At 67.2% G+C, this 26,120-nt stretch carries 28 protein-coding genes and 1 tRNA gene; 16 read left to right on the plus strand and 13 right to left on the minus strand.

Annotation, left to right across the window (positions count from 1 at the left end):
• Positions 1 to 17 precede the first annotated feature (17 nt).
• From V8324_RS07530 to V8324_RS07565, 8 genes are all read left to right on the plus strand, one after another.
• A complete protein-coding gene (locus V8324_RS07530; protein ID WP_336419317.1) occupies positions 18 to 815 on the plus strand; it encodes a S49 family peptidase in 798 nt (265 codons plus the stop codon).
• A gap of 1 nt (position 816) precedes the next feature.
• Positions 817 to 987 (plus strand): hypothetical protein, encoded by a 171-nt coding sequence (locus tag V8324_RS07535; RefSeq protein WP_336419318.1) that lies wholly within the window; start codon positions 817 to 819, stop codon positions 985 to 987.
• Positions 984 to 1,940: a calcium/sodium antiporter gene (locus V8324_RS07540; protein WP_336419319.1), complete on the plus strand. Its 957-nt coding sequence runs from the start codon at positions 984 to 986 to the stop codon at positions 1,938 to 1,940. The genes V8324_RS07535 and V8324_RS07540 overlap by 4 nt, the downstream gene beginning before the upstream one ends.
• Before the next feature lie 12 nt (positions 1,941 to 1,952).
• Positions 1,953 to 2,732, plus strand: coding sequence for an SDR family oxidoreductase (locus tag V8324_RS07545; RefSeq protein ID WP_336419320.1), 780 nt, complete (start codon positions 1,953 to 1,955; stop codon positions 2,730 to 2,732).
• 297 nt (positions 2,733 to 3,029) lie between these two features.
• On the plus strand, positions 3,030 to 4,898 hold the full coding sequence (gene uvrC / locus V8324_RS07550; protein WP_336419321.1) for an excinuclease ABC subunit UvrC: 1,869 nt from the start codon (positions 3,030 to 3,032) through the stop codon (positions 4,896 to 4,898).
• A gap of 134 nt (positions 4,899 to 5,032) precedes the next feature.
• Positions 5,033 to 5,698, plus strand: coding sequence for a CDP-diacylglycerol--glycerol-3-phosphate 3-phosphatidyltransferase (gene pgsA / locus V8324_RS07555; RefSeq protein WP_336419322.1), 666 nt, complete (start codon positions 5,033 to 5,035; stop codon positions 5,696 to 5,698).
• On the plus strand, positions 5,698 to 5,943 hold the full coding sequence (moaD, locus tag V8324_RS07560) for a molybdopterin converting factor subunit 1 (protein ID WP_336419323.1): 246 nt from the start codon (positions 5,698 to 5,700) through the stop codon (positions 5,941 to 5,943). The genes pgsA and moaD overlap by 1 nt, the downstream gene beginning before the upstream one ends.
• A gap of 4 nt (positions 5,944 to 5,947) precedes the next feature.
• Positions 5,948 to 6,394, plus strand: coding sequence for a molybdenum cofactor biosynthesis protein MoaE (locus V8324_RS07565; protein ID WP_336419324.1), 447 nt, complete (start codon positions 5,948 to 5,950; stop codon positions 6,392 to 6,394).
• Here V8324_RS07565 and dapA read toward each other — a convergent pair.
• Entirely contained in the window at positions 6,391 to 7,266 is an 876-nt protein-coding gene (gene dapA / locus V8324_RS07570; RefSeq protein ID WP_336419325.1) for a 4-hydroxy-tetrahydrodipicolinate synthase, read from the minus strand. The genes V8324_RS07565 and dapA overlap by 4 nt on opposite strands.
• Before the next feature lie 139 nt (positions 7,267 to 7,405).
• On the opposite strand from dapA, the gene V8324_RS07575 reads away from it, so the two are divergent.
• Positions 7,406 to 9,358, plus strand: coding sequence for a lytic transglycosylase domain-containing protein (locus tag V8324_RS07575; protein ID WP_336419326.1), 1,953 nt, complete (start codon positions 7,406 to 7,408; stop codon positions 9,356 to 9,358).
• On the opposite strand, the gene V8324_RS07580 is transcribed toward V8324_RS07575, so the two are convergent.
• Positions 9,349 to 9,993 (minus strand): hypothetical protein, encoded by a 645-nt coding sequence (locus tag V8324_RS07580; protein ID WP_336419327.1) that lies wholly within the window; start codon positions 9,991 to 9,993, stop codon positions 9,349 to 9,351. The two genes, V8324_RS07575 and V8324_RS07580, sit on opposite strands and share 10 nt — an antisense overlap.
• Positions 9,994 to 10,003: 10 nt before the next feature.
• Positions 10,004 to 10,549, minus strand: coding sequence for a hypothetical protein (locus V8324_RS07585; RefSeq protein WP_336419328.1), 546 nt, complete (start codon positions 10,547 to 10,549; stop codon positions 10,004 to 10,006).
• A gap of 243 nt (positions 10,550 to 10,792) precedes the next feature.
• Here V8324_RS07585 and V8324_RS22355 point away from each other — a divergent pair, with 243 nt between their 5' ends.
• Positions 10,793 to 12,418 (plus strand): recombinase family protein, encoded by a 1,626-nt coding sequence (locus V8324_RS22355; RefSeq protein ID WP_442970486.1) that lies wholly within the window; start codon positions 10,793 to 10,795, stop codon positions 12,416 to 12,418.
• Here V8324_RS22355 and V8324_RS07595 read toward each other — a convergent pair.
• From V8324_RS07595 to V8324_RS07605, 3 genes are all read right to left on the minus strand, one after another.
• A tRNA-Met gene (locus V8324_RS07595) sits at positions 12,375 to 12,451 on the minus strand. The two genes, V8324_RS22355 and V8324_RS07595, sit on opposite strands and share 44 nt — an antisense overlap.
• 643 nt (positions 12,452 to 13,094) lie before the next feature.
• Positions 13,095 to 13,799, minus strand: coding sequence for a hypothetical protein (locus tag V8324_RS07600; protein ID WP_336419330.1), 705 nt, complete (start codon positions 13,797 to 13,799; stop codon positions 13,095 to 13,097).
• Positions 13,800 to 13,826: 27 nt separating this feature from the next.
• Entirely contained in the window at positions 13,827 to 14,333 is a 507-nt protein-coding gene (locus V8324_RS07605) for an RNA polymerase sigma factor (RefSeq protein ID WP_336419331.1), read from the minus strand.
• 107 nt (positions 14,334 to 14,440) lie between these two features.
• Here V8324_RS07605 and V8324_RS07610 point away from each other — a divergent pair, with 107 nt between their 5' ends.
• The 5 genes from V8324_RS07610 (at position 14,441) to V8324_RS07630 (ending at position 20,292) form a co-directional block, all read left to right on the plus strand.
• Positions 14,441 to 15,967: a S8 family serine peptidase gene (locus tag V8324_RS07610; protein WP_336419332.1), complete on the plus strand. Its 1,527-nt coding sequence runs from the start codon at positions 14,441 to 14,443 to the stop codon at positions 15,965 to 15,967.
• 116 nt (positions 15,968 to 16,083) lie between these two features.
• Positions 16,084 to 16,893: an alpha/beta fold hydrolase gene (locus V8324_RS07615; protein ID WP_336419333.1), complete on the plus strand. Its 810-nt coding sequence runs from the start codon at positions 16,084 to 16,086 to the stop codon at positions 16,891 to 16,893.
• A 32-nt stretch (positions 16,894 to 16,925) separates the two neighbouring features.
• Positions 16,926 to 17,972 carry a hypothetical protein gene (locus V8324_RS07620; RefSeq protein ID WP_336419334.1) on the plus strand — a complete coding sequence of 349 codons (1,047 nt, stop codon included), beginning with the start codon at positions 16,926 to 16,928 and terminating at the stop codon, positions 17,970 to 17,972.
• Complete coding sequence (locus V8324_RS07625; RefSeq protein ID WP_336419335.1) at positions 17,972 to 19,534, plus strand: ABC transporter ATP-binding protein; 1,563 nt, start codon at positions 17,972 to 17,974, stop codon at positions 19,532 to 19,534. The genes V8324_RS07620 and V8324_RS07625 overlap by 1 nt, the downstream gene beginning before the upstream one ends.
• Positions 19,535 to 19,752: 218 nt before the next feature.
• Positions 19,753 to 20,292: a CBS domain-containing protein gene (locus V8324_RS07630; RefSeq protein ID WP_336419336.1), complete on the plus strand. Its 540-nt coding sequence runs from the start codon at positions 19,753 to 19,755 to the stop codon at positions 20,290 to 20,292.
• Positions 20,293 to 20,315: 23 nt separating this feature from the next.
• Here V8324_RS07630 and V8324_RS07635 read toward each other — a convergent pair whose 3' ends face one another.
• A complete protein-coding gene (locus V8324_RS07635) occupies positions 20,316 to 20,543 on the minus strand; it encodes a hypothetical protein (RefSeq protein ID WP_336419337.1) in 228 nt (75 codons plus the stop codon).
• Positions 20,544 to 20,572: 29 nt separating this feature from the next.
• On the opposite strand from V8324_RS07635, the gene V8324_RS07640 reads away from it, so the two are divergent.
• Positions 20,573 to 21,028 carry a phosphate-starvation-inducible protein PsiE gene (locus tag V8324_RS07640; protein WP_336419338.1) on the plus strand — a complete coding sequence of 152 codons (456 nt, stop codon included), beginning with the start codon at positions 20,573 to 20,575 and terminating at the stop codon, positions 21,026 to 21,028.
• A 31-nt stretch (positions 21,029 to 21,059) separates the two neighbouring features.
• Here V8324_RS07640 and V8324_RS07645 read toward each other — a convergent pair whose 3' ends face one another.
• The 6 genes from V8324_RS07645 to V8324_RS07670 form a co-directional block, all read right to left on the minus strand.
• The gene (locus V8324_RS07645) at positions 21,060 to 21,734 is read right to left on the minus strand and encodes an NAD(P)-dependent oxidoreductase (protein WP_336419339.1); all 675 of its coding nucleotides are present in this window, start codon (positions 21,732 to 21,734) and stop codon (positions 21,060 to 21,062) included.
• Positions 21,735 to 21,810: 76 nt separating this feature from the next.
• Positions 21,811 to 22,878 carry a glycosyltransferase family 4 protein gene (locus V8324_RS07650; RefSeq protein ID WP_336419340.1) on the minus strand — a complete coding sequence of 356 codons (1,068 nt, stop codon included), beginning with the start codon at positions 22,876 to 22,878 and terminating at the stop codon, positions 21,811 to 21,813.
• Positions 22,875 to 23,867 carry a zinc-dependent alcohol dehydrogenase gene (locus tag V8324_RS07655; protein WP_336419341.1) on the minus strand — a complete coding sequence of 331 codons (993 nt, stop codon included), beginning with the start codon at positions 23,865 to 23,867 and terminating at the stop codon, positions 22,875 to 22,877. The genes V8324_RS07650 and V8324_RS07655 overlap by 4 nt, the downstream gene beginning before the upstream one ends.
• Positions 23,864 to 24,685, minus strand: coding sequence for a RibD family protein (locus V8324_RS07660; protein ID WP_336419342.1), 822 nt, complete (start codon positions 24,683 to 24,685; stop codon positions 23,864 to 23,866). The genes V8324_RS07655 and V8324_RS07660 overlap by 4 nt, the downstream gene beginning before the upstream one ends.
• A gap of 97 nt (positions 24,686 to 24,782) precedes the next feature.
• Positions 24,783 to 25,559, minus strand: a complete 777-nt coding sequence (locus V8324_RS07665; protein ID WP_336419343.1) for a methyltransferase domain-containing protein — start codon at positions 25,557 to 25,559, stop codon at positions 24,783 to 24,785.
• Position 25,560: 1 nt separating this feature from the next.
• Positions 25,561 to 25,956 carry a 6-pyruvoyl trahydropterin synthase family protein gene (locus tag V8324_RS07670; protein ID WP_336419344.1) on the minus strand — a complete coding sequence of 132 codons (396 nt, stop codon included), beginning with the start codon at positions 25,954 to 25,956 and terminating at the stop codon, positions 25,561 to 25,563.
• Between the last annotated feature and the right edge of the window lie 164 nt (positions 25,957 to 26,120).

Here is a 26,120-nt window from a genome sequence, read left to right on the forward strand (position 1 = left end):
AGGCTAGATCGAGCGTCATGAAATTCCGCATCCCCTTCATCAACCGAAAGCCCGTCGTCGCGGTCATCCGCCTGTCGGGCATGATCGGCGCAGGTGCGCGCGCGCCCCTGAGCGACGAGGCGATCGGCCCGGTCATCGAGAAGGCGTTCGCGCGGGGCAAGCCCGCCGCGGTGGCGCTGGTGATCAATTCGCCCGGGGGCTCGCCGGTGCAAAGCTCGCTGATCGCGGCGCGCATCCGCCGGCTGGCCGAGGAAAAGAAGATCCCCGTGCATGCCTTCGTCGAGGATGTCGCGGCCTCGGGCGGGTACTGGCTGGCGGTCGCTGCCGACGATATCTGGGCCGACAGATCCTCGATCCTGGGCTCGATCGGGGTGATCTCGGCGGGCTTTGGCGCGCAGGTCTTCCTGACCCGTCAGGGGATCGAGCGGCGGGTCTACACCGCCGGCAAGTCGAAAAGCACGCTCGACCCGTTCCTGCCCGAAAAGCCCGAGGACGTGACCCGTCTCAAGGGCCTTCTGGGCGAGATCCACGAGGCGTTCATCGACCACGTGAAGGCGCGGCGCGGCGACAAGCTGGCCGACGATCCCGAGATTTTCACCGGCGAGTTCTGGCTGGGCCAGCGCAGCGTGGATCTGGGACTGGCCGACGGGATCGGGCATATCGAGCCTAAGATGAAGGAGCTTTACGGCGACAAGGTGCGCTTCGCGAAATACGGGCCGCGGCGGGGCCTGCTGGCGCGCTTCGGCGCGACGCTGGCCCAGGACGCCCTCGGAGCCGTCGAGGAACGGGCGAGCTTCGCCCGGTTCGGGCTTTGACATGATCGTCAAGATCGTCGTTCTCTTCCTTCTGGCGATGGGTGTGCTGGCGATGTTCGGCAAGCTGCGCTTTCCCGGGCAGGCGCGCCTTGCCGCCGCGAAATGCCGCAAATGCGGGCGCTACCGGATCGGCAAGGGCCCGTGCCAGTGCGAGCGCGGTCCCAAGTCATGATGCCGTGGCTCCTTGTCGCCGTCGGGCTGGCGATCCTGCTCCTGGCCGGCGATGCGCTGGTTCGGGGTGCAGTGAACCTAAGCCTTCGGGTGGGCGTGCCGGCGCTGATCGTCAGCCTGACCATCGTCGCCTTCGGCACCTCGGCGCCCGAGCTTCTGATTTCCGTCAACGCGGTGCTGACAGGCAAACCGGGGCTGGCGCTGGGCAACGTGGTGGGATCCAACACCGCCAACATCCTGCTGGTGCTGGGTATCCCCGCGATCCTCGCGGTGATGCATACCAGCGGCTGTCGCTGTGGCAAGTCCTACCTGCAGATGCTGGCGGCCAGCGTGTTGTTCATCGCGCTGGCCTTTCGCGGCATCTTCGACTGGATCGCCGGGCTGATCCTGCTGGCGGCGCTGGCGCTGATCCTTGGCGTGGCGCTGCGCGATGCGCTGTCGCATCGGCGCGACGCGGCGCTGGCGGCCGCCGACAGTCCCGACGAGGTCGAGGGCGCCGATCCCGACATGCCGTGGTGGAAGATCGTCGTATTCCTGATCGTAGGACTGATCGGCCTGCCCCTGGGCGCCGACCTTCTGGTCGACAATGCCTCGATCCTGGCGGCGCGCTACGGCGTGCGCGACGCGGCGATCGGCCTGACCCTCGTTGCGCTGGGCACCTCCCTGCCGGAGCTTGCGACGACGGTAATGGCGGCGCTGCGCAAACAGGCCGATGTCGCGCTGGGCAACGTGATCGGGTCGAACATGTTCAACCTTCTGGCGATCATCGGGATCACCGCGCTGGTCGGCGACGTGCCGGTCAATGCCGAATTCCTGACCTTCGATCTGTGGGTGATGCTGGCCGCTTCGCTGATCCTGATCCCGTTCGTGTTCATGCGCTGCGATATCGGTCGGGTGACCGGGATCGGGTTGACCTGCGGCTACGTGGCCTATGTCATGTTCGTGTTGGCATAGGCGGGGCGCGACATGACACGAGCTTTGGTAACCGGGGCGGGCAAACGCCTGGGCCGTGCGATAGCATTGGAACTGGCGCGTCAGGGCTTTGACGTGGCGGTGCATTACGATCGCTCGGCCGAGGCGGCCGAGGATGTGGTGGCCGAGATCCGCGGGATGGGTCGTCGCGCGGCGTCGTTGCAGGCCGATCTTCTGGACGAAACACAGGTGACGCCGCTTGTGGCCCGCGCCGCAGAGGGGCTGGGCGGCGCCGTGAGTGTGCTGGTCAACAACGCCTCGATCTTCGAGTACGACAATATCGACACCGCGAGCCGCGCGCATTGGGACCGGCACATGGAAAGCAACCTGCGTGCGCCCTTCGTGTTGACACAGGAACTGGCGCGGCAGGTCCCGGAACCCATGATCGACGCCCATGACGAGCCCGTGGCGCAGGGCCTGGTGGTCAACATGATCGATCAGCGGGTGCGCAAGCTGACGCCCGAGTTCATGACCTACACGATCGCCAAGATGGGGCTGTGGGCGTTCACGCAGACCGCCGCGCAGGCGCTCGCGCCGCGCCTGCGGGTCAATGCCATCGGCCCGGGTCCGACATTGCAGGGCCTTCGGCAAAGCGCGCAGCACTTCTCGCGGCAGCGCGCCGCGACGATCCTCGCGCGCGGCGCCGACGCTGACGAGATCACCGGAGCGCTGGTCTACCTTCTGCGTGCGCCCGGCGTCACCGGGCAGTTGATCTGCGTGGATGGCGGTCAGCATCTCGGCTGGCGCACGCCAGATGTGCTAGGAGTTGAATAGCAAAACGTTAACGCATCCTTAACTTTTGCACTGGTCACGCCGGCGTCACTCAACCGTTACAAAATCCTGAGCGTTTTCAATATCCTGCCGATGACGCATTATTTTTAACAATAAAAACAGTGACTTGAACTTATGCCTAAAATCGCGGCAAACCGAAGAAGTGCGCCTGAGACAAAGAAAAATTCCGGCTCACGGAATTTTATCATCAGACTTATCCACAGGAATGGTGGATCTCTTCAAGCTTGTCCTTTGCCTCTTGGCATTGCAGGCGCGGATGGGAATCATAGCTAAGAAGAAATGACTTCATCAGACACCACAGACACGCCGAAAACCGGCCCCGCGGTGATCCGCGACTACCTGCGCAGCCTCGACGCCTCGCCGGGGGTATACCGCATGCTGGATGCGCAGGCGCGGGTGCTGTACGTCGGCAAGGCGCGCAACCTGCGGGCGCGGGTGTCGAACTATGCGCGGCCGACCGGGCACACGGCGCGGATCGCGCGGATGATCTCGGAAACCGCGTCGATGATGTTCCTGACCACCGCAACCGAGACCGAGGCGCTGCTGCTGGAGCAGAACCTCATCAAGCAGCTCAAGCCGCGCTACAACGTGCTGCTGCGCGACGACAAGAGTTTCCCGAACATCCTTGTGACCGCGCATGACTATCCGCAGATCCGCAAGCATCGCGGCACCAAGCGCGACAAGGGCAGCTATTATGGCCCGTTCGCATCGGCCGGCGCGGTCAACCGCACGCTGGCACAGTTGCAGCGCGTCTTTCAGCTGCGCAACTGCACCGACACGATGTTTGAAAGCCGCACGCGGCCCTGCCTGCAATACCAGATCAAGCGCTGCACCGCGCCCTGCGTCGGCAAGATCTCGAAGGCTGAATACGCACAACAGGTGCGCGACGCCGAACGCTACCTGTCCGGCCGCTCGACCGAGATCCAGGAAAAGCTGGCGTCGCAGATGGCCGAGGCGTCCGAGGCGATGGAGTTCGAGCGCGCCGCGGCGCTGCGCGACCGGATCAAGGCGCTGACGCAGGTGCAGAGCGCGCAGGGCATCAACCCGCGCACCGTGACCGAAGCCGACGTGATCGCCCTGCATCTGGAAAATGGGCAGGCCTGCGTTCAGGTGTTCTTTATCCGCGCGGGCCAGAACTGGGGCAACCGCGATTTCTACCCGCGCGTCGGCGCCGATGTCGAGGAGCCCGAGGTGCTCGAGGCGTTCATCGGCCAGTTCTACGCCGACAAGGAGCCCCCGCGCGCGCTGCTTCTGTCGCATGCCATCGACAGCCCCGACCTGATGAGCGAGATGCTGGGCGAGAAGCTGGGGCGCAAGGTGACCATCAGCGTGCCGCAGCGCGGCGAGAAGGCCGAGCTGATCGATGCCGCGCTGCGCAACGCGCGCGAAAGCCTCGCGCGCAAGATGGCCGAGAGCGCCACGCAGGGCAAGCTTCTGAAGGGGCTGGCCGAGGCGTTCGACCTGCCGGGTCCCCCGCAGCGGATCGAGGTCTATGACAACAGCCACATCCAAGGGTCCTACGCCGTCGGCGCCATGATCGTCGCGGGCCCTGAGGGGATGATGAAAAACCAGTACCGCAAGTTCAACATCAAGGGCGATGATCTGACCCCCGGCGACGATTTCGGGATGATGAAGGAGGTCCTGACGCGCCGCTTCAAGCGCCTGCTGAAAGAGGATCCCGATCGCGGCCAAGGCCAGTGGCCCGACCTGATCCTGATCGATGGCGGCGCGGGGCAGGTCAGCGCGGTCGCCTCGATCATGCAGGAGATGGGCGTGGCCGACATCCCGATGGTCGGCGTCGCCAAGGGCGTGGACCGCGACCACGGCAAGGAGGAGTTCCACCGTGTCGGCAAGCGCCCGATGGCGCTGCGGCGCGGCGACCCGGTGCTCTATTTCATCCAGCGCCTGCGCGACGAGGCGCACCGCTTCGCCATCGGCACGCATCGCGCCAAGCGCGCCAAGTCGGTCTCGGCCACGCCGCTCGACGAGGTGCCCGGCGTCGGCGCGGCCCGCAAGCGCGCGCTTCTGGCGCATTTCGGGTCCGCCAAGGCCGTCAGCCGCGCCAATCTCGCCGATCTCAAGGCGGTCGAGGGCGTGTCGGACGGGCTGGCGCAGAAGCTGTTCGATTTCTTCCATGAAAAGGGCTGAGGCCCGGTCGGGGCGTGCCGTCATCCTCGGGCTCGACCCGAGGATCTCCGAGACCCGAGGATGACGATATGCGCCATGGCCGTCCCCCCAATCCGGCGCTTTCCCTTGCCTGACGGGCGGGTTAGAACGGGGCGATGACATGGACCTTGCCCAATATCCTGACCATGCTGCGCCTGCTGGCGGCCCCGGCCGTGGCGGTGATGTTTCTCTATTTCACGCGGCCCTATGCCGACTGGTTCGCGCTGATCCTGTTCGTGGGCGCGGCGGTCACCGACTGGTTCGACGGCTATCTCGCGCGCAGCTGGAAGCAGGTGACCCGGATCGGCACCATGCTCGACCCGATCGCCGACAAGGCGATGGTGGTGATCGCGCTGATGGTGATCGTCGGCTATTCGTCGATGTCGCCCTGGCTGGTGCTGCCGGCGACGGTGATCCTGTTCCGCGAGGTGTTCGTGTCGGGCTTGCGCGAATTCCTGGGCGATACCGCCGGGACGCTGAAGGTCACGAAGCTGGCCAAGTGGAAGACCACGGCGCAGATGATCGCCATCGCGGTCCTGTTTGCGCAAGGCGTGTTCGTGCATTATTTCCAGATGGCGATACAGGGCATGGATTCGGCCCTCGTTGCGGATATTCTCGAAGAGCGTGTCGAGGATCTGCATGGCCTCTGGTGGAAGTACCAGGGCATGGTCTGGGCAGGGTATTTCGGCATGTGGCTGCTGTGGCTGGCGGCCGCGCTGACCCTGATCTCCGGCGTGGATTATTTCGCCAAGTCCGTGCCCTATCTGAAGGATGACCGCTGATGGATGTGCTTTATTTCGCCTGGGTGCGCGAACGTGTCGGCCACCCCAAGGACCGGATCGACACGGTGCCGGACACGGTGATGGATCTGGTCGAGGCCCTGCGCGCGCGCGAGGATCGCTACGCCGCCGCCTTCGCCGACCTGTCGGCTCTGCGCGTCGCGGTCGACCAGGAACTGGCGGATTTCGACGCGCCGCTGGCCGGCGCGCGCGAGGTGGCGTTCTTTCCGCCGATGACCGGGGGCTAGGGCGATGGATGTCCGCGTGCAGGAAGCCCCCTTCGATCTCGGGGCAGAGGCCAACGCCTTTGCCGCGCGGCAATCGGGCATGGGGGCGGTCGTGACCTTCACCGGCCTCGTGCGCGATCTGGGCGGCGGGCTGCGCGCGATGGAGATCGAGCATTACCCCGGCATGACCGAGAAGGCGCTGACCGGCATCGCCGAAGAGGCGCGGGCGCGCTGGGGGATCGGCGACGCGCTGATCGTGCACCGCTACGGGCGGCTGGCCCCGGACGAGACGATCATGATGGTCGCCACCGCCGCGCGCCACCGCGCCTGCGCGTTCGAGGCGGCCGAGTTCCTGATGGATTACCTGAAATCCCGCGCGCCGTTCTGGAAGAAGGAAGTCACCGAGACCGACGCCGCCTGGGTCGCCGCCCGCGACGAGGACGAGGACGCGCTGGAGCGCTGGCGCGGCTAGTCCAGCAGCCCGGCGTGGTGCAGCCCGTGATCGACCAGCGCCTTGGTCGCCTCATTCAGGCCGACCAGCGGCAGGCGGACCTCGTCGCTGCAAAGCCCCAGCCGGGACATCGCGTATTTGACGCCCACGAGGCCCGGCTCTGTGAAGATCGCGCGGTGCAGCGGCATCAGCCTGTCCTGCAGTTCCAGCGCGGTCGCGAAATCGCCGGCCAGCGTAGCCTCCTGCACCTGCGCGACGAGGCGCGGTGCCACGTTTGCGGTGACCGAGATCACGCCGACACCGCCCGCCGCGTTGAAGCCGTGTGCGATCGGGTCCTCGCCAGAGATCTGGATGAAGTCCGGCCCGCAGGTCAGCCGCTGTGCGCAGACCCGCGCCAGATCGCCGGTGGCGTCCTTGACCCCGATGATGCGCGGCAGCCTTGCCAGCGCGCCCATCGTGTCGGGTGTCATGTCCACCGCCGTGCGGCCGGGAATGTTGTAGATGATGATGGGCAGGTCGCAGCAGTCGTGCAGCGCGGTGAAATGCGCGATCATGCCGCCTTGGCTGGGCTTGTTGTAATAGGGGGTGACCACCAGCGCCGCATCCGCGCCGACCGAATGCGCGTGCCGCATGAAGCGGATCGCCTCGACGGTGTTGTTGCTGCCGGTGCCGGCGATCACAGGGATGCGGCCAGCCGCGGCGCTCACCACTGCGGCCACAACCGTCTCGTGTTCCTCGTGGCTCAGCGTCGGGCTTTCGCCGGTGGTGCCGACGGGCACGAGGCCGTGACTGCCCTCGGCGACATGCCACTCGACCACTTTTTCCAGCGTGTCGAGGTCCAGCGCGCCGTCGCGGAACGGCGTGACGAGGGCTGGAAAAGATCCTTTGAACATGACACGCTCCTTTTTCGGTCCCGGTGGCCGGCCCGTGGCCCCCCGTGGCCCATGATCCGCACGCGGCACGGCATCCCGCGATGGACGTCGGGCCTGAAGCCGCCTAGATTGGCGTCGTCTACCCCTTGCCGGAGATGAAATGCAAGAGATGTTGCGCGTGCTCGCCCTGCTTTTCGGGCTGGGTCTGTCGAGCCTGGCGGCGCAGGCCGCGGACTTGCCGCGGATTGCCCCGAGACCGCTGGCCAGCGCGCTCGAGGCGATGGCGGCAGGCCGTTGGGACGTGGCCGCGGCGCTGGCGGCACGCGACGGGCCGGCGGCGGCCGACCTGATCGAGTGGTACCGCCTGAGCGCCGGGCGCGGCGCCCCGTCAGAGATCCTCGACTTTCTCGACCGCAACGGCCACTGGCCGGGTCTGAACCGTCTGCGCCGGGCAAGCGAGGCCCCGATGACCCGCGCGGCGTTCGACGATGTCCTTGCGTTTTACAAGGGCTACCGCCCGCAGACCGGCACCGGCGCGCTGAATCTTGCGCGCGCGCATCTGGCGCGCGGCCGCCAGGGCGAGGCCGAGGCCGGGATCGTGCTGGCCTGGCGCACACTGGATCTGACGCCGTCCGAGCACGCGGATTTTCGGCGCGATTTCGGCCCGCTGCTGCGTCCGCATCACGATGCGCGGCTCGACACCGCGCTGTGGCGGGGGTGGCGCGCAGTCGAGGACATGCTGCCGCTGGCAAGCGACGCGGCCCGCCAACGCGCCGAACTGCGCGCGCAGGCCGAGCGCGGCGAGGCGGATGACCTGACCGAGGCGCAGACTCGCGAACCGGGCATCGCCTTCGAGCGTTTCAACCGGGCCTTGCAGCGCGACGCCGAAGAGGCGATTGCCATCCTGCTGCGCCAGAGTCGTATCCGCGACGGTCTCGGCGAGCCCGAGCGTTGGGCCAGTTGGCGGCGCTATCTCGCGCGGCAACAGATGCGCGACGGCGCGCTGGAACGGGCCTACGAGCTGGCGGCGGTGCATCACCTCGTCGAGGGCGCGCAATATGCCGACCTGGAATGGCTGGCGGGCTATATCGCGCTGCGCCATCTTGAGGCGCCGGAGCTTGCGCTGGATCACTTCCAGCGGTTCCGCGCCGCGGTCTCGACACCGATCTCGCTGGGCCGCGCGGGCTACTGGATCGGCCGCGCGCAGGAGGCCCTCGGCGATGACGCCGCGGCCGCGTTTGCCTACGGCGAGGGTGCGGCGCATCCAACCAGCTTTTACGGGCTTCTGGCCGCCGAAAAGGCCGGCACCGGCGTCGAGGCGCAACTGCGCGGCGACGCGGATGTCCCGCCATGGCGATCGGCCGCGTTCGCGCGCGGCGATCTGAAGGAAATCGGCACGCTGGCGTTACGCTTGGGGGACCTGTCGCTGTCGCGGCGGTTCTTCGTGCAACTGTCCGAGGGCCTCGATCGCACCGGGCTGATCCAGCTTGGGCAGATGCTGGCCGAGCTGGATCAGCCCTATCTGCAGGTGATGGTCGGAAAGGCCGGCGCGGCGCGCGGGATCGTGGCCGAAGCCGCGTATTACCCGCTTTACGATCTGCCCGAGCGCGCGCTGGCCGCGCCCGCCGAACTGGTGCTGTCGATCGCGCGACGCGAGAGCGAGTTCAACCCCGTCGTCGCGAGCCCCGCCGGCGCGCGCGGCCTGATGCAGTTGATGCCCGCGACGGCGCGCGCGGTGGCCGGCGATCTGGGGCTTGCCTATGACGCCTCCGCCCTGCTGGGCGATCCGGCCTACAATGCACGGCTGGGAGCGGCCTACCTTGATCGGCTACTGACCCGCTATGGCGGCAACATCCTGCTGGTCGCCGCGGCCTACAATGCCGGGCCGTCGCGGGCCGCGACATGGATCGACGAGAACGGCGATCCGCGCCTGCAGGACGCGCACGGGATCGTCGACTGGATCGAGCATATCCCGTTCCGCGAGACCCGCAATTACGTGATGCGCGTGGCCGAAAGCCTGCCGATCTACCGCGCCCGGCTGGGCGACCCGGCTCTGCCGCGGCCTTTCTCGCAAGAGCTTGCCGCGCGCAGCCTGACCGGCCTTTACGACTGATCGGTGCCGCCGGCCCGGCTCAGGCCATGCCGAGAGCTTCGTTGTGAAGCTGCAAGTGCGCCTCTCATTGTGATCCATGCTTGGTCTGGAAATAAATTATATCGTATTAACAATGCTATATGCATTTCCGTCGGTAAAAGTCTAAAGTGAGCTTCTGCAACCAGCTTTAGCGAACACGCATTCGCTCCAAGGCCCGCCTCGTAGGCGGGCCTTGTATTTGCCAGCGTGGCCAGAGCCATGTCGTGAACATCGAGCATGGCCTGGTTGAACGCCAGCAGGCGCTGCAGAGCACGTGCGAGCGCCTCGGCGTCGGGGGTGAGCTGGCAGTGAGTGATCGTGCCACCGCCCTCTGCAGCGCATTCATCGGCGATGTACTGCTCGACGTGCTCGGAGCCCCCGCGGATCCGGCGCGAGACCTTTTCGATCAGAACATCGAGCTCGATGAGCGTCTCGGTTTCGAATATGCGGCGTTGCTCTATCGCAGATAGAAGCCGTTTCGGGCCGAGGCGTTCGCGTGGCTGAAGCTTCGGGATGATATCCTGGTGCAACGCGGTCACGCATCTGCGCGCCGCCGCGAAAGCCTCTGCCGCCCGGATCTCTATACTGTCGGGTGCGTCGGGGTTCGTGAGATACATTTGGTGGTCCTCAACTCGATTTCGGGATCGAAACACGCGAAGCGCGGTTCCATTCTGGAAAACCGCGGTTCGCGTGTTGCCGTTCCCGGTTTTGCTCTCGCAGGTGACGGGCTCTGATCGCCGAGGGCGCCGTGTTTCCATGCGCCTTGAGCATCGCTTTGACGGAGAGCAGCCGGCGCATGCCGTTTGCATCCAGGTGGCCGATGATGGGTGTTCCCGTTTCCGGCTCGGGCTCGAAGCCGGAATGACCGACGCTCACGATGATTTCGCGCGTGCCGATGAAGCGGGTGCCGCAGGTTAGCCCGGCCTGTGCCTTTGCCTTGCCGCCCTTGACGCGGATCTCGAAGCCGCGATTTGCGCCGCTTTTCGCGCCGGTGCCGTAGGCAATCTCGACCAGCTTGATCTTTCCGTACCAGCGAACGCCGAGGACGAGACAGGGGCGGCGTTTGGCCTTGGCCTCGGGGTTGTCCGGATCATCGACCGGAAAGCGGAACTTCACGACATCGCCAGGCCTGAGCTGAGCTTTCCATGACGTCGGGAATGATGTGGATAGCATTGGCGTCTCCATTCTGAGGTTGGAATGATGACGCGCAGCGCGGTTTGTGCTCTCGGGCAGGCCGCCTTGTGCTGCGCGTCATGACGCGCGCGCAGCACAGGGTGGCCCGCCAATCGGGGAGAGCGTCGAGAGGGGTGTCCCCTCTCGACCCCGCGTGGGAAGCGCGAGCTAGCGGGGGGGTCGGGGGAGGGGTGCGGAACGGCCTCACCCGGGAGCCAACAGCGCTCCAATCGGATCGCTCCATTGAAGATCAGGTGGAGCTTTGCNCGGAACGGCCTCACCCGGGAGCCAACAGCGCTCCAATCGGATCGCTCCATTGAAGATCAGGTGGAGCTTTGCCGAAGTTACCTGAAACGCGAGGGCTACGGCGAGGTCGCGGTCTTCGAAGACCGCGCCATGACGTCCGAGACACTCATTGGTCGCATCGGCCTCGCTCAACTCCTCGAAGCAGCCCGTAACAGGAGGTTCGATGCCGTCGTGGTCGAATGTGTCGATCGCATCAGCCGGGATTCCGGCGATCTCCACCAGGTCTCGAAACTGCTGCGCTTCAGCGAAATCGACATCATTTCAGCCAACGAAGGTGTGCAGAACGAAATACAGATCGGCGTGCGCGGCCTCATGGGCACGCTGTTCCTCAAGGATCTCCGTGAAAAGATCCATCGCGGCATGGTCGGCAACATTCGAGAAGGGCTAAGCGGTGGTGGAAAGGCGTATGGTTACACACCGATCCCTGGACGACCTGGCGAGCTTCAGGTTGAACCGAATGAAGCCGATGTGATCCGGCGGATTTTCCATGAATACGCCGGCGGTGCCTCCCCGCGGCAGATCGCCCACGATCTCAAGGCAGAGGGTATCTTGCCGCCGAGAGGCACAAAGTGGAACGCCTCCACGCTGAACGGCAGCGCCGATCGAGGCTATGGTATCCTTCGCAACGCTATCTACGCCGGCGTCCTTGTCTGGGACCGGGTCCGGATGGTGCTCGATCCAGTCACCGGAAAGCGGGTCAGCCGTGTAAAGGCTCGAGAGGAATGGAAACACGCCGAGGTGCCGCATCTGCGGATCGTCGACGAGGAACTCTGGGACGCTGTCCAGAAGCGTCTCTCGCGGCCATCCCACGCCAAGTCGGCCGGAAAATCGACCCGGACGCCAACCCGACCGTTCTCGGGCCTTTTGAAATGTGGGTGCTGCGGGAGTGGCATGGCGATCCATGACCGCAAGGGCAGTGCAATTCGGATCGCCTGCTCGACGTCTCGAGAGAGCGGGTCCTGTGACAACGCCGGGAAATTTCGCCTGGATCTGATCGAGAACGAGATATTCTCGACGCTCCACGACCATCTTCTGCATCCCGCCTATCTTGAGCAATACGTTTCGGCCTATGATGAGGAACGGAAGGCTCTCGCCGGCGCGGGCAAGCCCGATCAAGGCAAGCTCCAGCGCGCGGTCGCAGAAGCACGCAATCTGTTCGAGCGTCGCCTGAAACTGTATGAGCGGGGAGTTCTGGACGGCCCTGATGTTGAAGCGAAAATCCTCGAGGCTAAGAACGGCCTTCGCGCCGCGGAGGTGGAACTCGCGGCACTCGACGAGCGTGACGAGGACATCACCTTCAACCCGGCCACGCCGGCACGGTATGCGTCCGCCTTGCGAGACCTGGTTACTTCGCTCACTTCACCTGATGGTAAATCGGACAGCACGGCACGGGATACGGTGAGGGAACTGGTCGCAGAAATTGTCGTCTCTCCGTCAGAGGACGATGGTATCCTCGTCAAGGTCAAGAGGCACCTAAGCGCCCTCATCTCAAGCCCTGATGTTCAAGTGGGGGGTTCGATGGTAGCGGAGGAGGGACTTGAACCCCCGACACGCGGATTATGATTCCGCTGCTCTAACCACCTGAGCTACCCCGCCATGCGGGTTTCGATTAGGCCAGCTTCTAAAAGACGTCAAGGCCGAAAATTCCTGCCGGGTTTGGTTTTGGACCCTATGATGATGCAGCGAGTTGACAGGTTTGGAGGTCTCTTTCGCGGCAATCCCTGTCAACTGACTGCACGGGATGCGGCAATACCGCGTAGCGGCCTTGTCACATGGCCCATGGACATTCACCGTAGGACGTTGGGTGCCGCTGCGAGGTGCCAGTTGGTCGCATACCCAGACGTGGTTTTTTCGTAGCGCGTGGCAATAGCCCTGAATTTCGCAAGCATCCGGTTTGAACCGCCTGCCTGTCGGGGCTCCGATCCGCCAAGATACGTGCATAGCGGCGTCGTAAACGAGGTGTCTGAGACCCTGATCGGCAATGAGTTGAGTGCATTCAGCAGGTTATGGTTCTGTTCGGGTATTCTGGATTTCCAAGACCCGCGATTTGCGGGCGTGAAAAACAGGCGGTGCTCCGGGGTCATTCGACAGTCGCGCTCTGCCGTGACCTCTGATGGCGTGGCTGTTCCTCGAAAGGCATTTTCGTCTTCGGCGCTGGCTGCGGGCCTCGGGTCTTGCGGGTCGCCGGGGATGAGGTGATGACGCGTGAACCTCTCCAACTCCGGCGAGGTGTGCAAGTCTACTTCAGGAACGCACGTTCTTCGTCCTCGGGAAGCGGCGGCGACGCATCGGTCGCGGCATAAAACGCGTCGAGCGCTTCCAGTGACGCGGCGGGCGCATAGCCGGTCGTGTTCGACGCCGTCGCCATCGCGAACCGCAGCGACCAGTCCGAGCCGTCGCGACAGGCGACGCTGACATAGCGTGTCGCGTCGTCGGCCGCCGTTTCGTATTCGCGACAGAAGGCGCCGGCACCGTCGGTGAAAGAGGCGACGATGCTCACCTCGCGCCCATCCGGGAGGGCCGTCTGCCTCCCCGAGGGCAGCGTGCCGAGTTGCGCCTTCAACTCGGCGGTCAAGTCCAGCGGGCCGGTTTGTGGCGCCCCGGACATGAAGACGGCACCGGCCGAAAGCCCGACCGCGAGGGCCAGCGAGGCGGCCAGCGCCATCGGCTGCCATCGCGGCGCCGGGCCACGCATCGGCACCACGGTGTCGGCCCCGCGCGACGCCGCGCCCATGTCCCTGACGCGGGCGCCGAGGTCGGTCGAGACGACGGCGTCGGGACCCTCGCGCGCCGCCGCGTTCACCCAATGAGCGGTCTGCGTGAACACGCAGTAGCGGGCTGCCAATTCGGGGTCGGCGGCAATCCGGGTGTGCAGGCGCGCGGCGGCGTCGCCGGTGATCTCGCCGTCGGCGAGCGCCATCAATGTCTCGTCGTCGATGTCCATGGTCACCATCCTTGGTGTTGCCTGATGTCAACGGCTGGCCGCGCCGTCTATTCCGACCTTTTTCGCCAGTGCGAGGCGCGCGCGGCTCAAACGGCTCATCACCGTGCCCTTGGGGATCTCCAGCGCGGTGGCCGTCTCGGCATAGCTCAGCCCTTCGACGCAGACCAGATGCAGCACGGCGCGCTGATCCTCGGGCAAATCCTTCATGGCGGCGCGCACCGAGGCGAGCATCAGCCGATCGTCGGCCTGGGCGGCGCTGTCCACGGGGTCGGCCTGCGGCGCGTCGTGGATGTCGATCGCCTCGCCGCGCGTGGCGTCGCGCCGGATCATGTCGATCCAGGCATTGCGCAGGATCCGGAACAGCCATGCCTCGAGCCGGGTCGCCGGGTCGAATTGCGCGCGTGCGCGAAAGGCCCGCTCGGCAGTGATCTGCACGAGATCCTCGGCCACGTCCCCCTTGCGGCACAGCGACAGGGCAAATCGCTTGAGATTGGGCAGAAGATCCACGACCTCCTCGACGAAATGATCCCGCATCACCTGCTTTTCCCGGCCTCGTCGCGTTCCGATGGAATTACCACACGGTTTCCACGTTATCGCGTACATGGCATGGTCGGTGACGAAGACAAAAGGAGATTTCCGGAATGCGACGCGTTTGGATGGTGGGACTGGCAGTGATCTGCCTGTGGGGGATGGGCATGGCACCAATGATGCTGTCAGTCCAGATCGTCGGACCCGCGTGGGCGGATGACGGCGATGGCGGGGAAGGCGGTGAAGGCGGGGAAGGCGGTGAAGGCGGCGACGGAGACGGCGGTGATGGCAACGATGGCGGCGGCCGTGGCTCGTCAGGCGGGAGTGGCGCGTCCGGTGGTGGCGGCGCCGGCAGCGTCGGGACCGGCGAGGTCGACAGCCCGCGCGATGTCATCCGGGCGTTCCGCCGCCTCTTCACGGGGCAATCGGTCGAGCAGCCGCAGGCCCGGTCCCGGCGTCGTGCCGCCCCGCAACCCGCGCCCCGCCCCGAGCGCGCGCCCGACGAGATCGTCGCGCGCGGCCTCTCGCCCGAGGATACCGCCACGCTGGTGGCGCAAGGCTATGTCGTTCTTGAAAGCGTCGACCTGGCGAGCCTCGCCACCACCATCCGCCGCTTCGACCTGCCCGATGGCGTGACGCTGGACGAGGCCCGCGCCGCGCTGCGCGCGCTGCCGTCGGGCGAGGCCGCGGATTTCAACCATTACTACCGCACCGGGCAGGACGGCATGGCCACGGCGGCGGCGCTGACCGAAGCCCCGCCGGCGGCGACGTGCGACGGTCTGCATTGCCCGGCGCGCGACCTGATCAACTGGCCCCGGGCGATCGGGCCCGCGGGATGCGGCGCGCCGGTGCGCATCGGGATCGTCGATACCGGGCTCAACCCCGATCACGAGGCGCTGATGGCGGCCGAGATAGAGCTGACGCGCATCGTGCCCGAGGATTATTCGCCGTCGGAGGCCGTTCACGGCACCGCCGTCGCCGCCCTGCTGGTCGGGGATCCCGAGACCCGTGTGCCGGGCCTGCTGCCGGGCGCGCGCCTGAGCGCGGTCGATGCTTTTTACCGCGATGCGGGCGACGAGCGCGCCGATGCGTTCACGCTGGTGCGCGCGCTGGACCGGCTGGCGCAGGACGGCGTGCAGGTGATCAACCTCAGCCTTGCCGGCCCGCCCAACACCGTGCTGGAGGATACGCTCGACCAGCTTGCCGAGCAGCGCGGGATCGTCGTCGTGGCCGCCACCGGCAATGCCGGCCCGCGCGCCGACCCGGCCTATCCTGCAGCCTATGACAGCGTGATCTCGGTCACCGCGGTGGACCGCGGCGGCACCGCCTATCGCCGCGCCGGGCGCGGGCCGCATGTCGATCTGGCCGCCCAGGGTGTCGAGGTCTGGACCGCGGCCTCGATCGAGGGCGCGCGCTGGAAGACCGGCACGTCCTTTGCAGCCCCCTTCGTAACCGCCGCCGCGGCGCTGTGGCTGCAGCACGATCCCATGCTGACGCCGCAGGCCGTGCGCGGGCGGCTTGTCGCGACGGCCTCGGATCTCGGTCCCGAGGGCCGCGATGACATCTACGGGTACGGGTTGCTGGATCTCGGGGGCAGGTGCCCCGGGCGGTTGCCCCTTCTGCCGGTCTCCGCCGAGTAGCCCGGCCCATTCTCACATTCTGCAGGAAAATACGTCGCGCCGGGGAATAACCCCCGGCGGGCCACGTTGTCCCGGTATCGAACACATGACCGGAGAAAGAGACGATGAAGGATATCATGACGGATTTCGACGCCGATATCGCCGGCGAGATCACGGCCTACAGCGCCGCCGGTCGCCTGATGGCCCGGATCATCCGGCCGACGGATCCCGTGCCCGCGCCGCCCATGGTCGTCCTGCACGGCATTTCGCGCAATGCCGAGGAACTGGCGCGATTGTTCTCGCCCGAGGCCGAGCGTACCGGCCGCACGCTCGTCGTGCCGCACTTCGCCGAGGACGCCTGGCCCACGTTTCAGCGTCCGTGCAAGGCCGCGCGCCCGGATCAGGCGCTGCTGGCGCTGCTCGATGCCGTCGCCGCAAGACTGCCCGGGCATGCCGGCCCTGTGGATATCTTCGGTCATTCCGGCGGCGCGCAACTGGCGCATCGCTTTGCCATGCTCTACCCGCACCGGGTCACCGCGCTGCACCTGGTGGCGGCGGGATGGTACTGCCTGCCCGACGAGACGATGCCCTATCCCTACGGACTTGCGCCCGGCACCGACCGCGCCGGCGCCACCTGGGCGCGGCGCAACACCGACGGGCTGCGCGAATTCCTGCGCCTGCCGATATCGGTCTATGTCGGCAGCCGCGACGTCGCCCGCGACCCGGCGCTGCGCACGACCCCGGCCCTCGATGCCGGGCAGGGCCGCAATCGGCATGCGCGCGCCCGCGCCTATGTCGCGGCGCTGACCGCCGCGGCGGACCGGCACGGCGTGCCCGCGCGGGCGCGCTTCGTCGAACTGGCCGATTGCGACCACGACGTGGTGCGCGCCATCACCCGAAACGATCTCGCCGCTCGCGTGCTCGATGCGCGCCGCATCCCGAGTTGATCCCACACGCCACGCAACCACGGAGATTTGACATGACCCTGACCGACATCCTCGACCGCGCCAAGTGGACCTTCGTCACGCGGCGCGTGGAGCGTGCCCGCGTGGCCCGCACCGATACCGATTTCGCCGCCGCACGGCCCGGCGACCTGATCCTCGCGCATGTCGACAGGCTCGGGCAGCACCGGCGCGTGCAATTGCCGTCGGGACGGCCCTCGCTGATCCATCCCGGCGATGCGGTGGTGATGGCCTGCGGCGCGCGCTACGCTCCCGACCAGTTCGAAGGCGTGGCCGAGATCGACCCGGGTGGTGCCGACCTGCTGGCCGGGGGCGGCTGCATCGGGCGCATGATGGCGCGCAACAGCCGCATCAGGCCGGCCACGCGGCTGATGCCCGCGGCCCGGCTTCTGGATGCGGCGGGGCGCGCGGTGAACCTCGCCGATTTCGCAATTGCCCCCCACCGGGGCGAACCGCAGCCGCCGGTCATCGCCGTGCTTGGCACCTCGATGAACTCGGGCAAGACGCTGGCCACCGCGCAGCTTGTTCTCGGGCTGCGGCGCGCGGGGTTTTGCGTCGGCGCGATCAAGGCGACCGGCACCGGGGCCTTTGGCGATGTCAACGAATATAGCGACAGCGGCGCACATTACGTGGGCGATTTCACCGATGCCGGGATGGTCACGACTTACCGCGAACCTCTCCACCGGATAAAATCGGCCACACGGGCGCTGATCGCCGAGGCCGGGGCGCAGGGCTGCGACATCGTGGTGATGGAGGTGGCCGACGGCCTCTTGCAGCGCGAGACCGCCGCGATGATCGCCGATCCGTGGTTCAAGGCGCTGATCTCGGGGCTGGTCTTTGCCTGCGGCGACGCCGTGGCCGCGGCGGGCGGCGTGGCGATGCTGACCCGTCACGGGCTGCGCCCCGATGCGCTGACCGGTATGGTCAGCTGTTCGCCCATGGCCAGTACCGAGGCCGGAGAGGCGACCGGACTGCACGTGCTGACCAAGGCCGATCTCGCCGATCCGGCCGAGGCGACCGGGTTTGCCCTGCGCGCCGGGCTGGGCCGCAAGGAGGCTGCCTGATGCCGATGCCCGACCTCATGGAGAACGGGCGCGGGCGGGGGCTGGCGAAGGTCAGCGCCGTGACGCTTGTGCAGGGCGCCGCCGCCGCCGCCGCGGCCTTCGCCACCCGCGGCCTCTTCGAGGCGATGAACGGCAAGGCCGGTCTTCCGCTCGGCCTGATCGCGGCGCTGGCCGCCTCGGGGCTGGTGATCGCGGGCGCGCGGGTGCTGGCGCGGCTGATGGGCGAACGGCTGGGGCAGGACTATGCCCTTGCCATCCGCCTTGCGCTGCTGGACCACGCGGCGGGGATGCCGGCAAGCGCCGTGGCCAGACGGCGCAGCGGCTACATGAGCCTGCGTTTCGTGGGCGACATGACCGCCTTTCGCAATTGGCTGGGCAAGGGGTTGCCCCGGCTGATCGCGGCGGCGGTGATGGTGCCCGCCGCCTGCGCCGTGCTGTGGGGGCTCGAGCCGCGCTTCGCGCTTGTCGTCGCCCCCCTTTTCGCCGTCACGCTCGGGGTGATGGCCGTCGTCGGGCCACGGCTCGAGCCGCTGCACCGCCGCCTGCGGGCGCGCCGCGCGCGGATCGCCGCCGAGATGGCCGAACGCATGCCGCTCGCCCCCGAACTTGACCGGATGGGGCGCCGCCCGGCCGAGCTGCGCAGCCTTCGCAAGCGCACGAAGCGCATGATCCGCGCCGCGATGCGCCGCCTGGCCTGGGCGGAATCGCTCAAGTCGCTGCCCGATGCGGTGGCCGGGCTGGCCGCCTGCGCGGTGATCGTCACCGGCGCGCAGACCGGGACAGGCACGGGCACCATCGCCGGGGCGCTTGCCGCCATCGGCCTGGTGGTGACGCCCCTGCGCGACCTGGCAAGCGTGTGGAATTTCCGCGCGGCCTACCTCGCGGCCCGCAGGAAATGCGTGGCGGCCCTGGCGCGCGAACAGCGCAGGAGCGGGCAGGGCGACACGCGCCTGCCGCGCGGGCCGCTTGATGTCATGGTGCGGGATCTGCCGATGCCGGGGGGATCCGCGCTGTCGCTCGACGTCGCGGCGAGGGGGCGACACGACCTGACCTGTGCGCCATCCGACGCCGATGCGCTGTTTTCCGCGCTGTGCGGGCTCGAGAAGGTCCCGCCCTGCCATGTCGCGCTGTCGGGTATCTGCCTGACCGAGCTGTCGCGCGGCAGCCTTCGCCGCGGCGTGTACCGTCTGAGCAGCGCGCCCGCCGTGCTCATGGGGTCGCTGCGCCGGAACTTGGCGCTCGGCCTGAGCCGGCAACCGTCGGATGCCAGGCTTGAAAAAGCGGCGCGCGACGCCGGGCTGGGGGCGCTGCTGGACCGGATAGGGGGGCTTGATGGCCCTCTCGCCGAAGGCGGCCGCGGTCTGTCGACGCATGACCGCAGCGCGCTCTCGCTGGCGCGGATCCTGCTGGGCAGGCCACAGCTGGTCCTGCTGGGGGACGGCGTCTGGCATCTCGACCCCGCCGCCAGGGACACCCTTGCCGCCCATCTCGAGAGGATCGGCGCCACGACCCTGCGTCATCCGACCTTGGCACGGGCCACTGGCGGCCCGCTTGCCGCGTGATCGGACCAGGTCGCAGGGGCAAGGACAGACAACACCGCCCCATATCGCCGCAGCGCCCGTGTCCCGGGGTGCCACATGGCGACGCCGGGGGCAATTCACGCGGATGCGGGCGCGGTGCTTGATCGGGTCGCCGGTCGATTTACCATATTGACAGGCCGGCGCGCGAAATCGCCCGGAATGACTCGCAATAGCGAACCGTAAAAGAGAGGAAAGCGACAGTGGCGACGGATGAACCGAGAAAGGGCGCGCGTCTCATGGACCGGCCCGAATACACCAACAAGTTTCACCCTCTGACCGGTCCGGGCGACATGTCCGTCAGGGACGCCGTCGCGGCGATGAAGGAACGCAGCTACGGCTGCATCGTGATCGTCGACGAGGACAACCGCGTGCAGGGCATCGTGACCGAGCGCGACATCATGTACAAGCTTGTCGCGCATAACAGCGATCCCGACACGGTGAAGCTGTCGGAGATCATGACCCGCGAGATCCGGATGGCGAAGGAGACCGATTACGTGCTCGACTGGTTGCGCATGATGTCCAACGAGCGATTCCGGCGGCTGCCCGTCGTCGATTCCGAAGGCCGCATCCAGGCGCTTTTCACGCAAGGCGATTTCGTCAGCTATACGTGGCCCGACCTCTTCGACCAGGCGCGCGGACTTGCCAAGGCCACTTTCATCGGCAAGTTTCACTACTTCCTGATCGGCGGCGGGATCCTGATCTACGTGCTCGCGATGATCGTGGTCCTGAGCGCGGTGTGACCGCGACCCGGCGATCCGGCGCGTCAGGTCAGCCCGGTCAGGATCAGGATCAGGATCTGAACCGCCGCCGGGCCGGCCAGAAACGACAGGACGATCCCGGCAAGCAACAGACGCCGGGTTCGTTTTGGAAAACTTGGCAAGAGGGGCGGAAACAATCTGCGCATAAACGTGAAGTAAAACACGGCAGCGTTCGGTCGATTTGGCGCGGCAATTTGCCCTGAACCAAGTGCCGGCTTGCCACGCGAGGCCATCATCAACACCGCAACAGGGATCGAGGCTCATGAACGATAACCCGAGAAAGGCGAAAGCGCCGTCATCATCGGTTGCGGATCAACCCGGCGAGATCGACTCGTCCGATAGCGTGCAGGATCCAGAGGAAAGGCTGGTCGAAACCGGTCTGAAATACCTCGAGCGTGGGATGCTGTTCCTGGTGGTGGTTCTGACACTGTTCGCCGCCTACGAAGAGATCCGGACCGTGATCGCAGCGGGCAGCGTCCAGCTTGGCGACGTACTTCTGATGTTCCTCTACACCGAGGTGATCGCCATGGTCGCCGTATTCTATACGGGGCGCGGCCAGCCCTTCGTGTTTCCGATCTTCATCGCGATCACCGCACTGGCGCGTCTGATCGTGCTGCAAAGCAAGGACATGGATCCCTACAGCATCGCGATCGAAGCCGGAGCGATCCTGCTGCTGTCATTCGCCGCCGTCGTGCTGCTGCGGTTCCTGCGCAAGTGAGCCTGAAGGCGACATCGCGAGCGGATACGCCTTACCGTGCCAGCACCACGTCGCGCTGGATGTCGAGTCCGTCGATCACCGCATCCACGAGATAGGCCGCCACATCGCTGCGCGAGATCAGGCCGTTGCGCCATTCATCCGGTTCGCGCAGCACGCGCGCGGTGCCGGTGCGTGCGCCTTTGGTCAGGATCACCGGGCGCGCGATGGTCCAGTCGAGACCGCTTTCCATGATCAGCGACTCCTGCCGGGACTTGTCGTCATAGACCCGCCCCAGCACGGCGTTGTGCCCCAGCTTTTCCAACGCGCTCATCGCGTCGCGGCTGCGGCCGGCGCCAAAGCCCGTGACCGCGACCAGCCGCCGAACCCCCGTCGCCTGCATCGCGTCGATCAGCGCCGCGGTGGTTCGCGAGAACAGCGTCTCCTCTCGCCAGACCATCGCCGGCCGTTCCTTGACCCCGAGGGCGTAGATCACCGCCGACACCCCCTGCAGGGCGCGTAACAGATCTTCGGGTTTTTGCGCGTCGCCGACGCAGGGCTCGAGCCCCTCGCGCGGGTCCATGGCGTCCGCGCCGCGCGCGAAGCCGCGCACGCGCAGGCCCCGGTCCAGGGCCTCGTCCACCGTCAGCGCGCCGATCCCCGAGGTCGCCCCCAGGATCAGCACCGGGCTGTCCGATGCGGTGGACTGCGTGTCATCATGGTGCGTCATGTCGCGTTCCTTCCTCTGCAATGGGGTGCCAAAGTTCCATCATCTCCGCACGATCTCCGCACGTGGCGCGCTTGCGTCAACTGGCCCGTACCGATGCGTGCGCGAACATCGCGTCGGCCACCACCCGCGCGGTATCGGTCCAGTTCGGTAGATCGGCCGAGGCGCTTCGGGCACCGGCCGCGACCTGCTCGCGCAGCGCGGTGTCGGTCAGCAACCGCCGGATCGCGCGGGCCAGCGCGTCGGGGTCGTCGGGCGGGACCAGGTGCCCGGCCTTGGCCGGCACGGTCCCCGGCACTGCGCCAACCCGCGTCGCAACGATGGGCAGGCCGTGGCCCATGGCCTCGCCGAAGACGATGCCGTAGCCTTCGTAGCGTGTGGCGAGCGCGAAGAGGCTGGCGCGCCGGTAAAGCCCGTCGAGCACCGCCTGGTCCACCTCGCCGGCGATGGTGACGCGCGCCCCGAGGTGCAGCGTGTCGCGCAACTCCAGCAGCGCGCGGGCCGTGTCGGGCTCGTGCGCACGCCCCACGATCTCGGCCTGCCAGTCCAGATCGGTCAACCGCGATAGCGCCCGCAGCAGGATGTCATGGCCCTTGCGCCGCGCCTGCAGGCCCACCGACAGGATCAGCGGCGGCGTGCCGCGCGGCGTGCAGGCTGGGGCAGGGGGCGTGAACCCGGGCCGCGCCACGCTGATGCGATGCGCGGCGACATCGTAGTGCTCCTTCAGCAGCCCCGCGATATGCGGGCTGGTGACCACGATGTGCCGCGCCAGCCCCAGGTTGGCGGCCTCGCGAGCGGCCATGCGGTCGGCGGTGTCCGCGTCCAGCCCGGGCTCGAGCGCGAGCGGATGATGCACCAGCGCCACCAGCGCCGCGCGCACCCGCGCAAGGCCCGAGGTGTCGAGCGCGCCATAGGCCAGCCCGTCGACCAGCGCCGGACAGTCCCCCGGCAGCGCCTGAAGCTGTGCAAGCGCGTCGGTCATGTCCGCGGGCTCGGGATGCGGAAAGCTGTCGCCGAACCGCAGATAGCGCAGGTCATGCCCGGCCGCGCTCAACGCCTTCCCAAGCCGGCGGTCATAGAGGTATCCGCCGGTCACCGTGTCGATGTCGCCGGACACGCCGAACACCATGGACCGCATTGGGCTCATGGCGCAGGGCTTTCCGGGGTCGGGGCATACCGCACCCTGTGACACAACGTGTCGGGCGCGCGCAGGATCGAGGCATAGTCTTGCGCCAGATCCTCGAACGCGCTCTCGCCCGAGATCATCGCGTCTAGCGTCGGATCGGCCAGCAACCGCAGCGCGGTTTCCAGACGCCGCCGATAGCCCCAACGTGCGACATGATCGGCCGGGATGCCGCCAACCTGAGAGCCGACAAGGCGCAGCCGGCGCTGATGGAAGGCCCCGCCAAGGGGCACACGGCTTTGACCGGTGCCGAACCAGCTGGCCTCGACCACCGTGGCCTCGCGCCCGGCGAGCGACAGCGCGGTGGCCAGCCCCGCATCGCTGGCCGAGGCATGGATCACCACATCCGCCTCGCCGGGCGCATCCTGCGGCGCGGCGAATGCGCATCCCAGCCTATCCGCCAGCTTGACGCGCGCTGCATCCACATCGACGAGGCACACATCGGTCGCCGGGATGCGCGCGGCGAGATATCCCACCAGTGCGCCGACGGTGCCGGCACCCACCACCGCCACCCGGTCGCCGGGCTGCACGCGGGCATCCCAGATGATGTTGAGGGCGGTCTCCATGTTCGCCGCCAACACCGCGCGGGCCACGGGCACCTCGGGAGGCACCGGCACCGCCGCCGCCTTTGGACAGGCGAAGCGCGCCTGGTGCGGGTAGAGCGCAAAGACCAGTTGCCCGGTGTCGGGGCCGGCGGCAATGCGACCGACGGCGCTGTAGCCGTATTTTACCGGGAACGGAAAGTCGCCCTCCTGGAACGGGGCGCGCATCGTCCGATGTTCGGTTTCCGGCACGCGGTTCTCGAACACCAGCCGCTCGGTTCCCCGGCTTATACCGGAATAGAGCGTCTCGACAACGCAATCATCCGCGCCGGCCGCAACATGCGTTTCCCGGATCTCGGCCCGTTCGGGGCCGGTGATCCAAAGCGCGCGTGTCTCCCCGGACCCGGTCATGACCCCTGCAGCGCCGCGGTCGACAGGGTGTGCGGCCATAGATGGGCGACCGAGGACGCCCCGAGGCGGCAATCGAACAGCACGTCCGATCCCAGCCCGTAGACCTGCGTTTCCGGACGCCGGGCCTGCGACAGCCGCGCCACGGGCCGTGTCGTCAGCCCCTGCGGGCCGGCGCCGATCAGCAGTGGCGAGATCGTGACATGCAGGCGGGTCAGCAGATCGGCCTCCATGAACCGGGCGATGGTGATGCCGCCGCCCTCGACCATCAGGTGATGCAATCCGAGCCCGCGCAGCGCCCTGACTATGGCACCCGGTTCGATCCACGAGCCGCGCGGCAGGCGGATGACCTCGACACCGGGCGGTCTTTCGGTGTCCACCGCCTGGATGACGATGCGGCGCACGCCGTCCTCGGCAAAAAGCCGCGCAGTGTTCGGCAGGCGCCCCTGCGGATCGATCACCACCCGGGCCGGCGACCGGCCCGATACCAGCCGGACGTTCAAGCGCGGATCGTCATGCAGCGCGGTCTTCACGCCGACGATCACGGCATCCACAAGCGCGCGCATCCGGTGGAGATGCGCCAGCCCGTCCGGCCCGGAGACATCCGCTGCGTCACCGGATTCGGTGGCGACACGCCCGTCGAGCGATTGCCCGATCTGGGCGACAACATGTTGCGTGCCTGGCACCGCGATCATCGACCCGTAGAGCCTCAGCGCCGCTGCCTCGCCTTGTGTCCAGCTACCGCAACACAGGCAGACAGCACCGTCGCGCGCGGCGCGGATCCGTTCCCAGACCCTCGGTGTCAATTCGGCACTCTGCATTCGCAACTCCGTCCCCCTATCGTTCCCGGCCATGACGCATCTCCGGTCGTTCATGTCCGTACATTCTTACGACATAGACACGATCCGGCGAAAGTCATCACGCCACCGGGCGACCCTGCGGGACGGCCAGCAGATCGAGATGACCGATTTCCGCCTCCAGTTGCGCAAGATCCCCGCGCCGCCGCGCAAGCCAGGCATCGGCCGCGTCGCACCCGGCCTCGGTCGCGGCCTGCGCGATCCCCGACAGCAGCGCGTCGTGCAGGTCCGCGTCGTCCGGCCCCAGTTGCCAGGGGCTTTGCGCCAATGTCACCTCGAACCCGTGCGCGCGAAACACGTCCGCGGCGGTTTCGCCCGCGTCGGGACCCAAGGCCGGGCCAAGACCCTTGTCGCCGCGCTGATGCGCGTTGAACGCCGCGGTCACTTCGGCATCCGCGGGATCGCCGGGGGTCCAGCGCATCCGCCCATCGTAGCTGAGCACCGCGTAGAACGCGACGCCCGCCCGCGACAGCCGTTCGGCGAAGCGTTCCAGCCAGTCGCGTGATACCAGGTCGAGCAGGGCCGACGCGGTGACTACCTTCGCGCCCTCCAGCGGCACTGCCTCAATATCCGCGAGATCACCCTCAAGGATCGTGGTCCCGGGGTGCTGCGCGGCCGCCTCTGCCAGCAAGTCGGGATCATTGTCGAAAAGCCGCCAGTGCAGATCTGTGGCGCCTTGCGCCGCGAAGGCACGCGGCGTCGCGCCCGTGCCGCAGCCGAGGTCGAGCACGGTATCCCCGGGGCCAACAAGACGCAGCGCGCGGTCACGCAGTGACGTCGCGCGTGCCCGCGCGTCGGCCGGCTCTCGCAGGGTCAGCCAGGCGGCGTCGAACCCCATATCAGATGTCGGCCTCGTACCAGCCGCGGGCCACATGGCTTTCATGCAGCATCACGCGGATCCGGCGCAGGCGGCCGGCATCGCCCAGCCCTTCGCTGCCGGCAATCTCGCGCAGGCCGGTCCAGATATGGTGGCAGAGGAATTCCGTGGTGGTGAACTTGCCCGCGAATTCCGGTTTGTCATCGAGATTGCCGTAGCGCAGCGGCTCCAGAACGCGACCAAGGGCCTCCGTCGCAAGACCGATATCGACAACCAGTCCGTGCGCGTCCAGATCCTCGGTGTAGAACGCGGCATCGACCACGAACGTGGCCCCGTGCACGCCCTGTGCGGGCCCGAACACGGGCGAGGGCAGCGAATGAGCGATCATGATGTGATCGCGAACCTCGACAGCGAACATTCGGTTTCCTTTTCTCCAGACCGCTCTGCGACCTATCACGCTGCCGGTCCCGGTCAAGGCGGACATGCCCATGGGCGGAACTTCGCACATTCGGGGCGGATCGCTGGCCTCACGGTGGAATGATCATACGTGACTGTCTTAACGAATGCAGTAGAGTACAAGGC

It is taken from the genome of Roseovarius sp. D22-M7 (assembly GCF_037083785.1).
GTDB lineage: Bacteria > Pseudomonadota > Alphaproteobacteria > Rhodobacterales > Rhodobacteraceae > Roseovarius.

What these genes read in the sequence shown, in the direction of transcription:
- V8324_RS07575 (WP_336419326.1), top strand. Translation starts at nt 7,406, where the DNA reads ATGCAAGAGATGTTGCGCGTGCTCGCCCTGCTTTTCGGGCTGGGTCTG.
- V8324_RS07610 (WP_336419332.1), top strand. Translation starts at nt 14,441, where the DNA reads ATGCGACGCGTTTGGATGGTGGGACTGGCAGTGATCTGCCTGTGGGGG.
- V8324_RS07605 (WP_336419331.1), bottom strand. Translation starts at nt 14,333, where the DNA reads ATGCGGGATCATTTCGTCGAGGAGGTCGTGGATCTTCTGCCCAATCTC.
- V8324_RS07640 (WP_336419338.1), top strand. Translation starts at nt 20,573, where the DNA reads ATGAACGATAACCCGAGAAAGGCGAAAGCGCCGTCATCATCGGTTGCG.
- dapA (WP_336419325.1), bottom strand. Translation starts at nt 7,266, where the DNA reads ATGTTCAAAGGATCTTTTCCAGCCCTCGTCACGCCGTTCCGCGACGGC.
- moaD (WP_336419323.1), top strand. Translation starts at nt 5,698, where the DNA reads ATGGATGTGCTTTATTTCGCCTGGGTGCGCGAACGTGTCGGCCACCCC.
- V8324_RS07530 (WP_336419317.1), top strand. Translation starts at nt 18, where the DNA reads ATGAAATTCCGCATCCCCTTCATCAACCGAAAGCCCGTCGTCGCGGTC.
- V8324_RS07620 (WP_336419334.1), top strand. Translation starts at nt 16,926, where the DNA reads ATGACCCTGACCGACATCCTCGACCGCGCCAAGTGGACCTTCGTCACG.
- V8324_RS07635 (WP_336419337.1), bottom strand. Translation starts at nt 20,543, where the DNA reads ATGGCCTCGCGTGGCAAGCCGGCACTTGGTTCAGGGCAAATTGCCGCG.
- V8324_RS07625 (WP_336419335.1), top strand. Translation starts at nt 17,972, where the DNA reads ATGCCGATGCCCGACCTCATGGAGAACGGGCGCGGGCGGGGGCTGGCG.
- V8324_RS07565 (WP_336419324.1), top strand. Translation starts at nt 5,948, where the DNA reads ATGGATGTCCGCGTGCAGGAAGCCCCCTTCGATCTCGGGGCAGAGGCC.
- V8324_RS07540 (WP_336419319.1), top strand. Translation starts at nt 984, where the DNA reads ATGATGCCGTGGCTCCTTGTCGCCGTCGGGCTGGCGATCCTGCTCCTG.
- V8324_RS07670 (WP_336419344.1), bottom strand. Translation starts at nt 25,956, where the DNA reads ATGTTCGCTGTCGAGGTTCGCGATCACATCATGATCGCTCATTCGCTG.
- V8324_RS07545 (WP_336419320.1), top strand. Translation starts at nt 1,953, where the DNA reads ATGACACGAGCTTTGGTAACCGGGGCGGGCAAACGCCTGGGCCGTGCG.
- pgsA (WP_336419322.1), top strand. Translation starts at nt 5,033, where the DNA reads ATGACATGGACCTTGCCCAATATCCTGACCATGCTGCGCCTGCTGGCG.
- V8324_RS07655 (WP_336419341.1), bottom strand. Translation starts at nt 23,867, where the DNA reads ATGACCGGGTCCGGGGAGACACGCGCGCTTTGGATCACCGGCCCCGAA.
- V8324_RS07615 (WP_336419333.1), top strand. Translation starts at nt 16,084, where the DNA reads ATGACGGATTTCGACGCCGATATCGCCGGCGAGATCACGGCCTACAGC.
- V8324_RS07600 (WP_336419330.1), bottom strand. Translation starts at nt 13,799, where the DNA reads ATGGACATCGACGACGAGACATTGATGGCGCTCGCCGACGGCGAGATC.
- V8324_RS07650 (WP_336419340.1), bottom strand. Translation starts at nt 22,878, where the DNA reads ATGAGCCCAATGCGGTCCATGGTGTTCGGCGTGTCCGGCGACATCGAC.
- V8324_RS07665 (WP_336419343.1), bottom strand. Translation starts at nt 25,559, where the DNA reads ATGGGGTTCGACGCCGCCTGGCTGACCCTGCGAGAGCCGGCCGACGCG.
- V8324_RS07585 (WP_336419328.1), bottom strand. Translation starts at nt 10,549, where the DNA reads ATGCTATCCACATCATTCCCGACGTCATGGAAAGCTCAGCTCAGGCCT.
- V8324_RS07535 (WP_336419318.1), top strand. Translation starts at nt 817, where the DNA reads ATGATCGTCAAGATCGTCGTTCTCTTCCTTCTGGCGATGGGTGTGCTG.
- uvrC (WP_336419321.1), top strand. Translation starts at nt 3,030, where the DNA reads ATGACTTCATCAGACACCACAGACACGCCGAAAACCGGCCCCGCGGTG.
- V8324_RS07645 (WP_336419339.1), bottom strand. Translation starts at nt 21,734, where the DNA reads ATGACGCACCATGATGACACGCAGTCCACCGCATCGGACAGCCCGGTG.
- V8324_RS07660 (WP_336419342.1), bottom strand. Translation starts at nt 24,685, where the DNA reads ATGCAGAGTGCCGAATTGACACCGAGGGTCTGGGAACGGATCCGCGCC.
- V8324_RS07580 (WP_336419327.1), bottom strand. Translation starts at nt 9,993, where the DNA reads ATGTATCTCACGAACCCCGACGCACCCGACAGTATAGAGATCCGGGCG.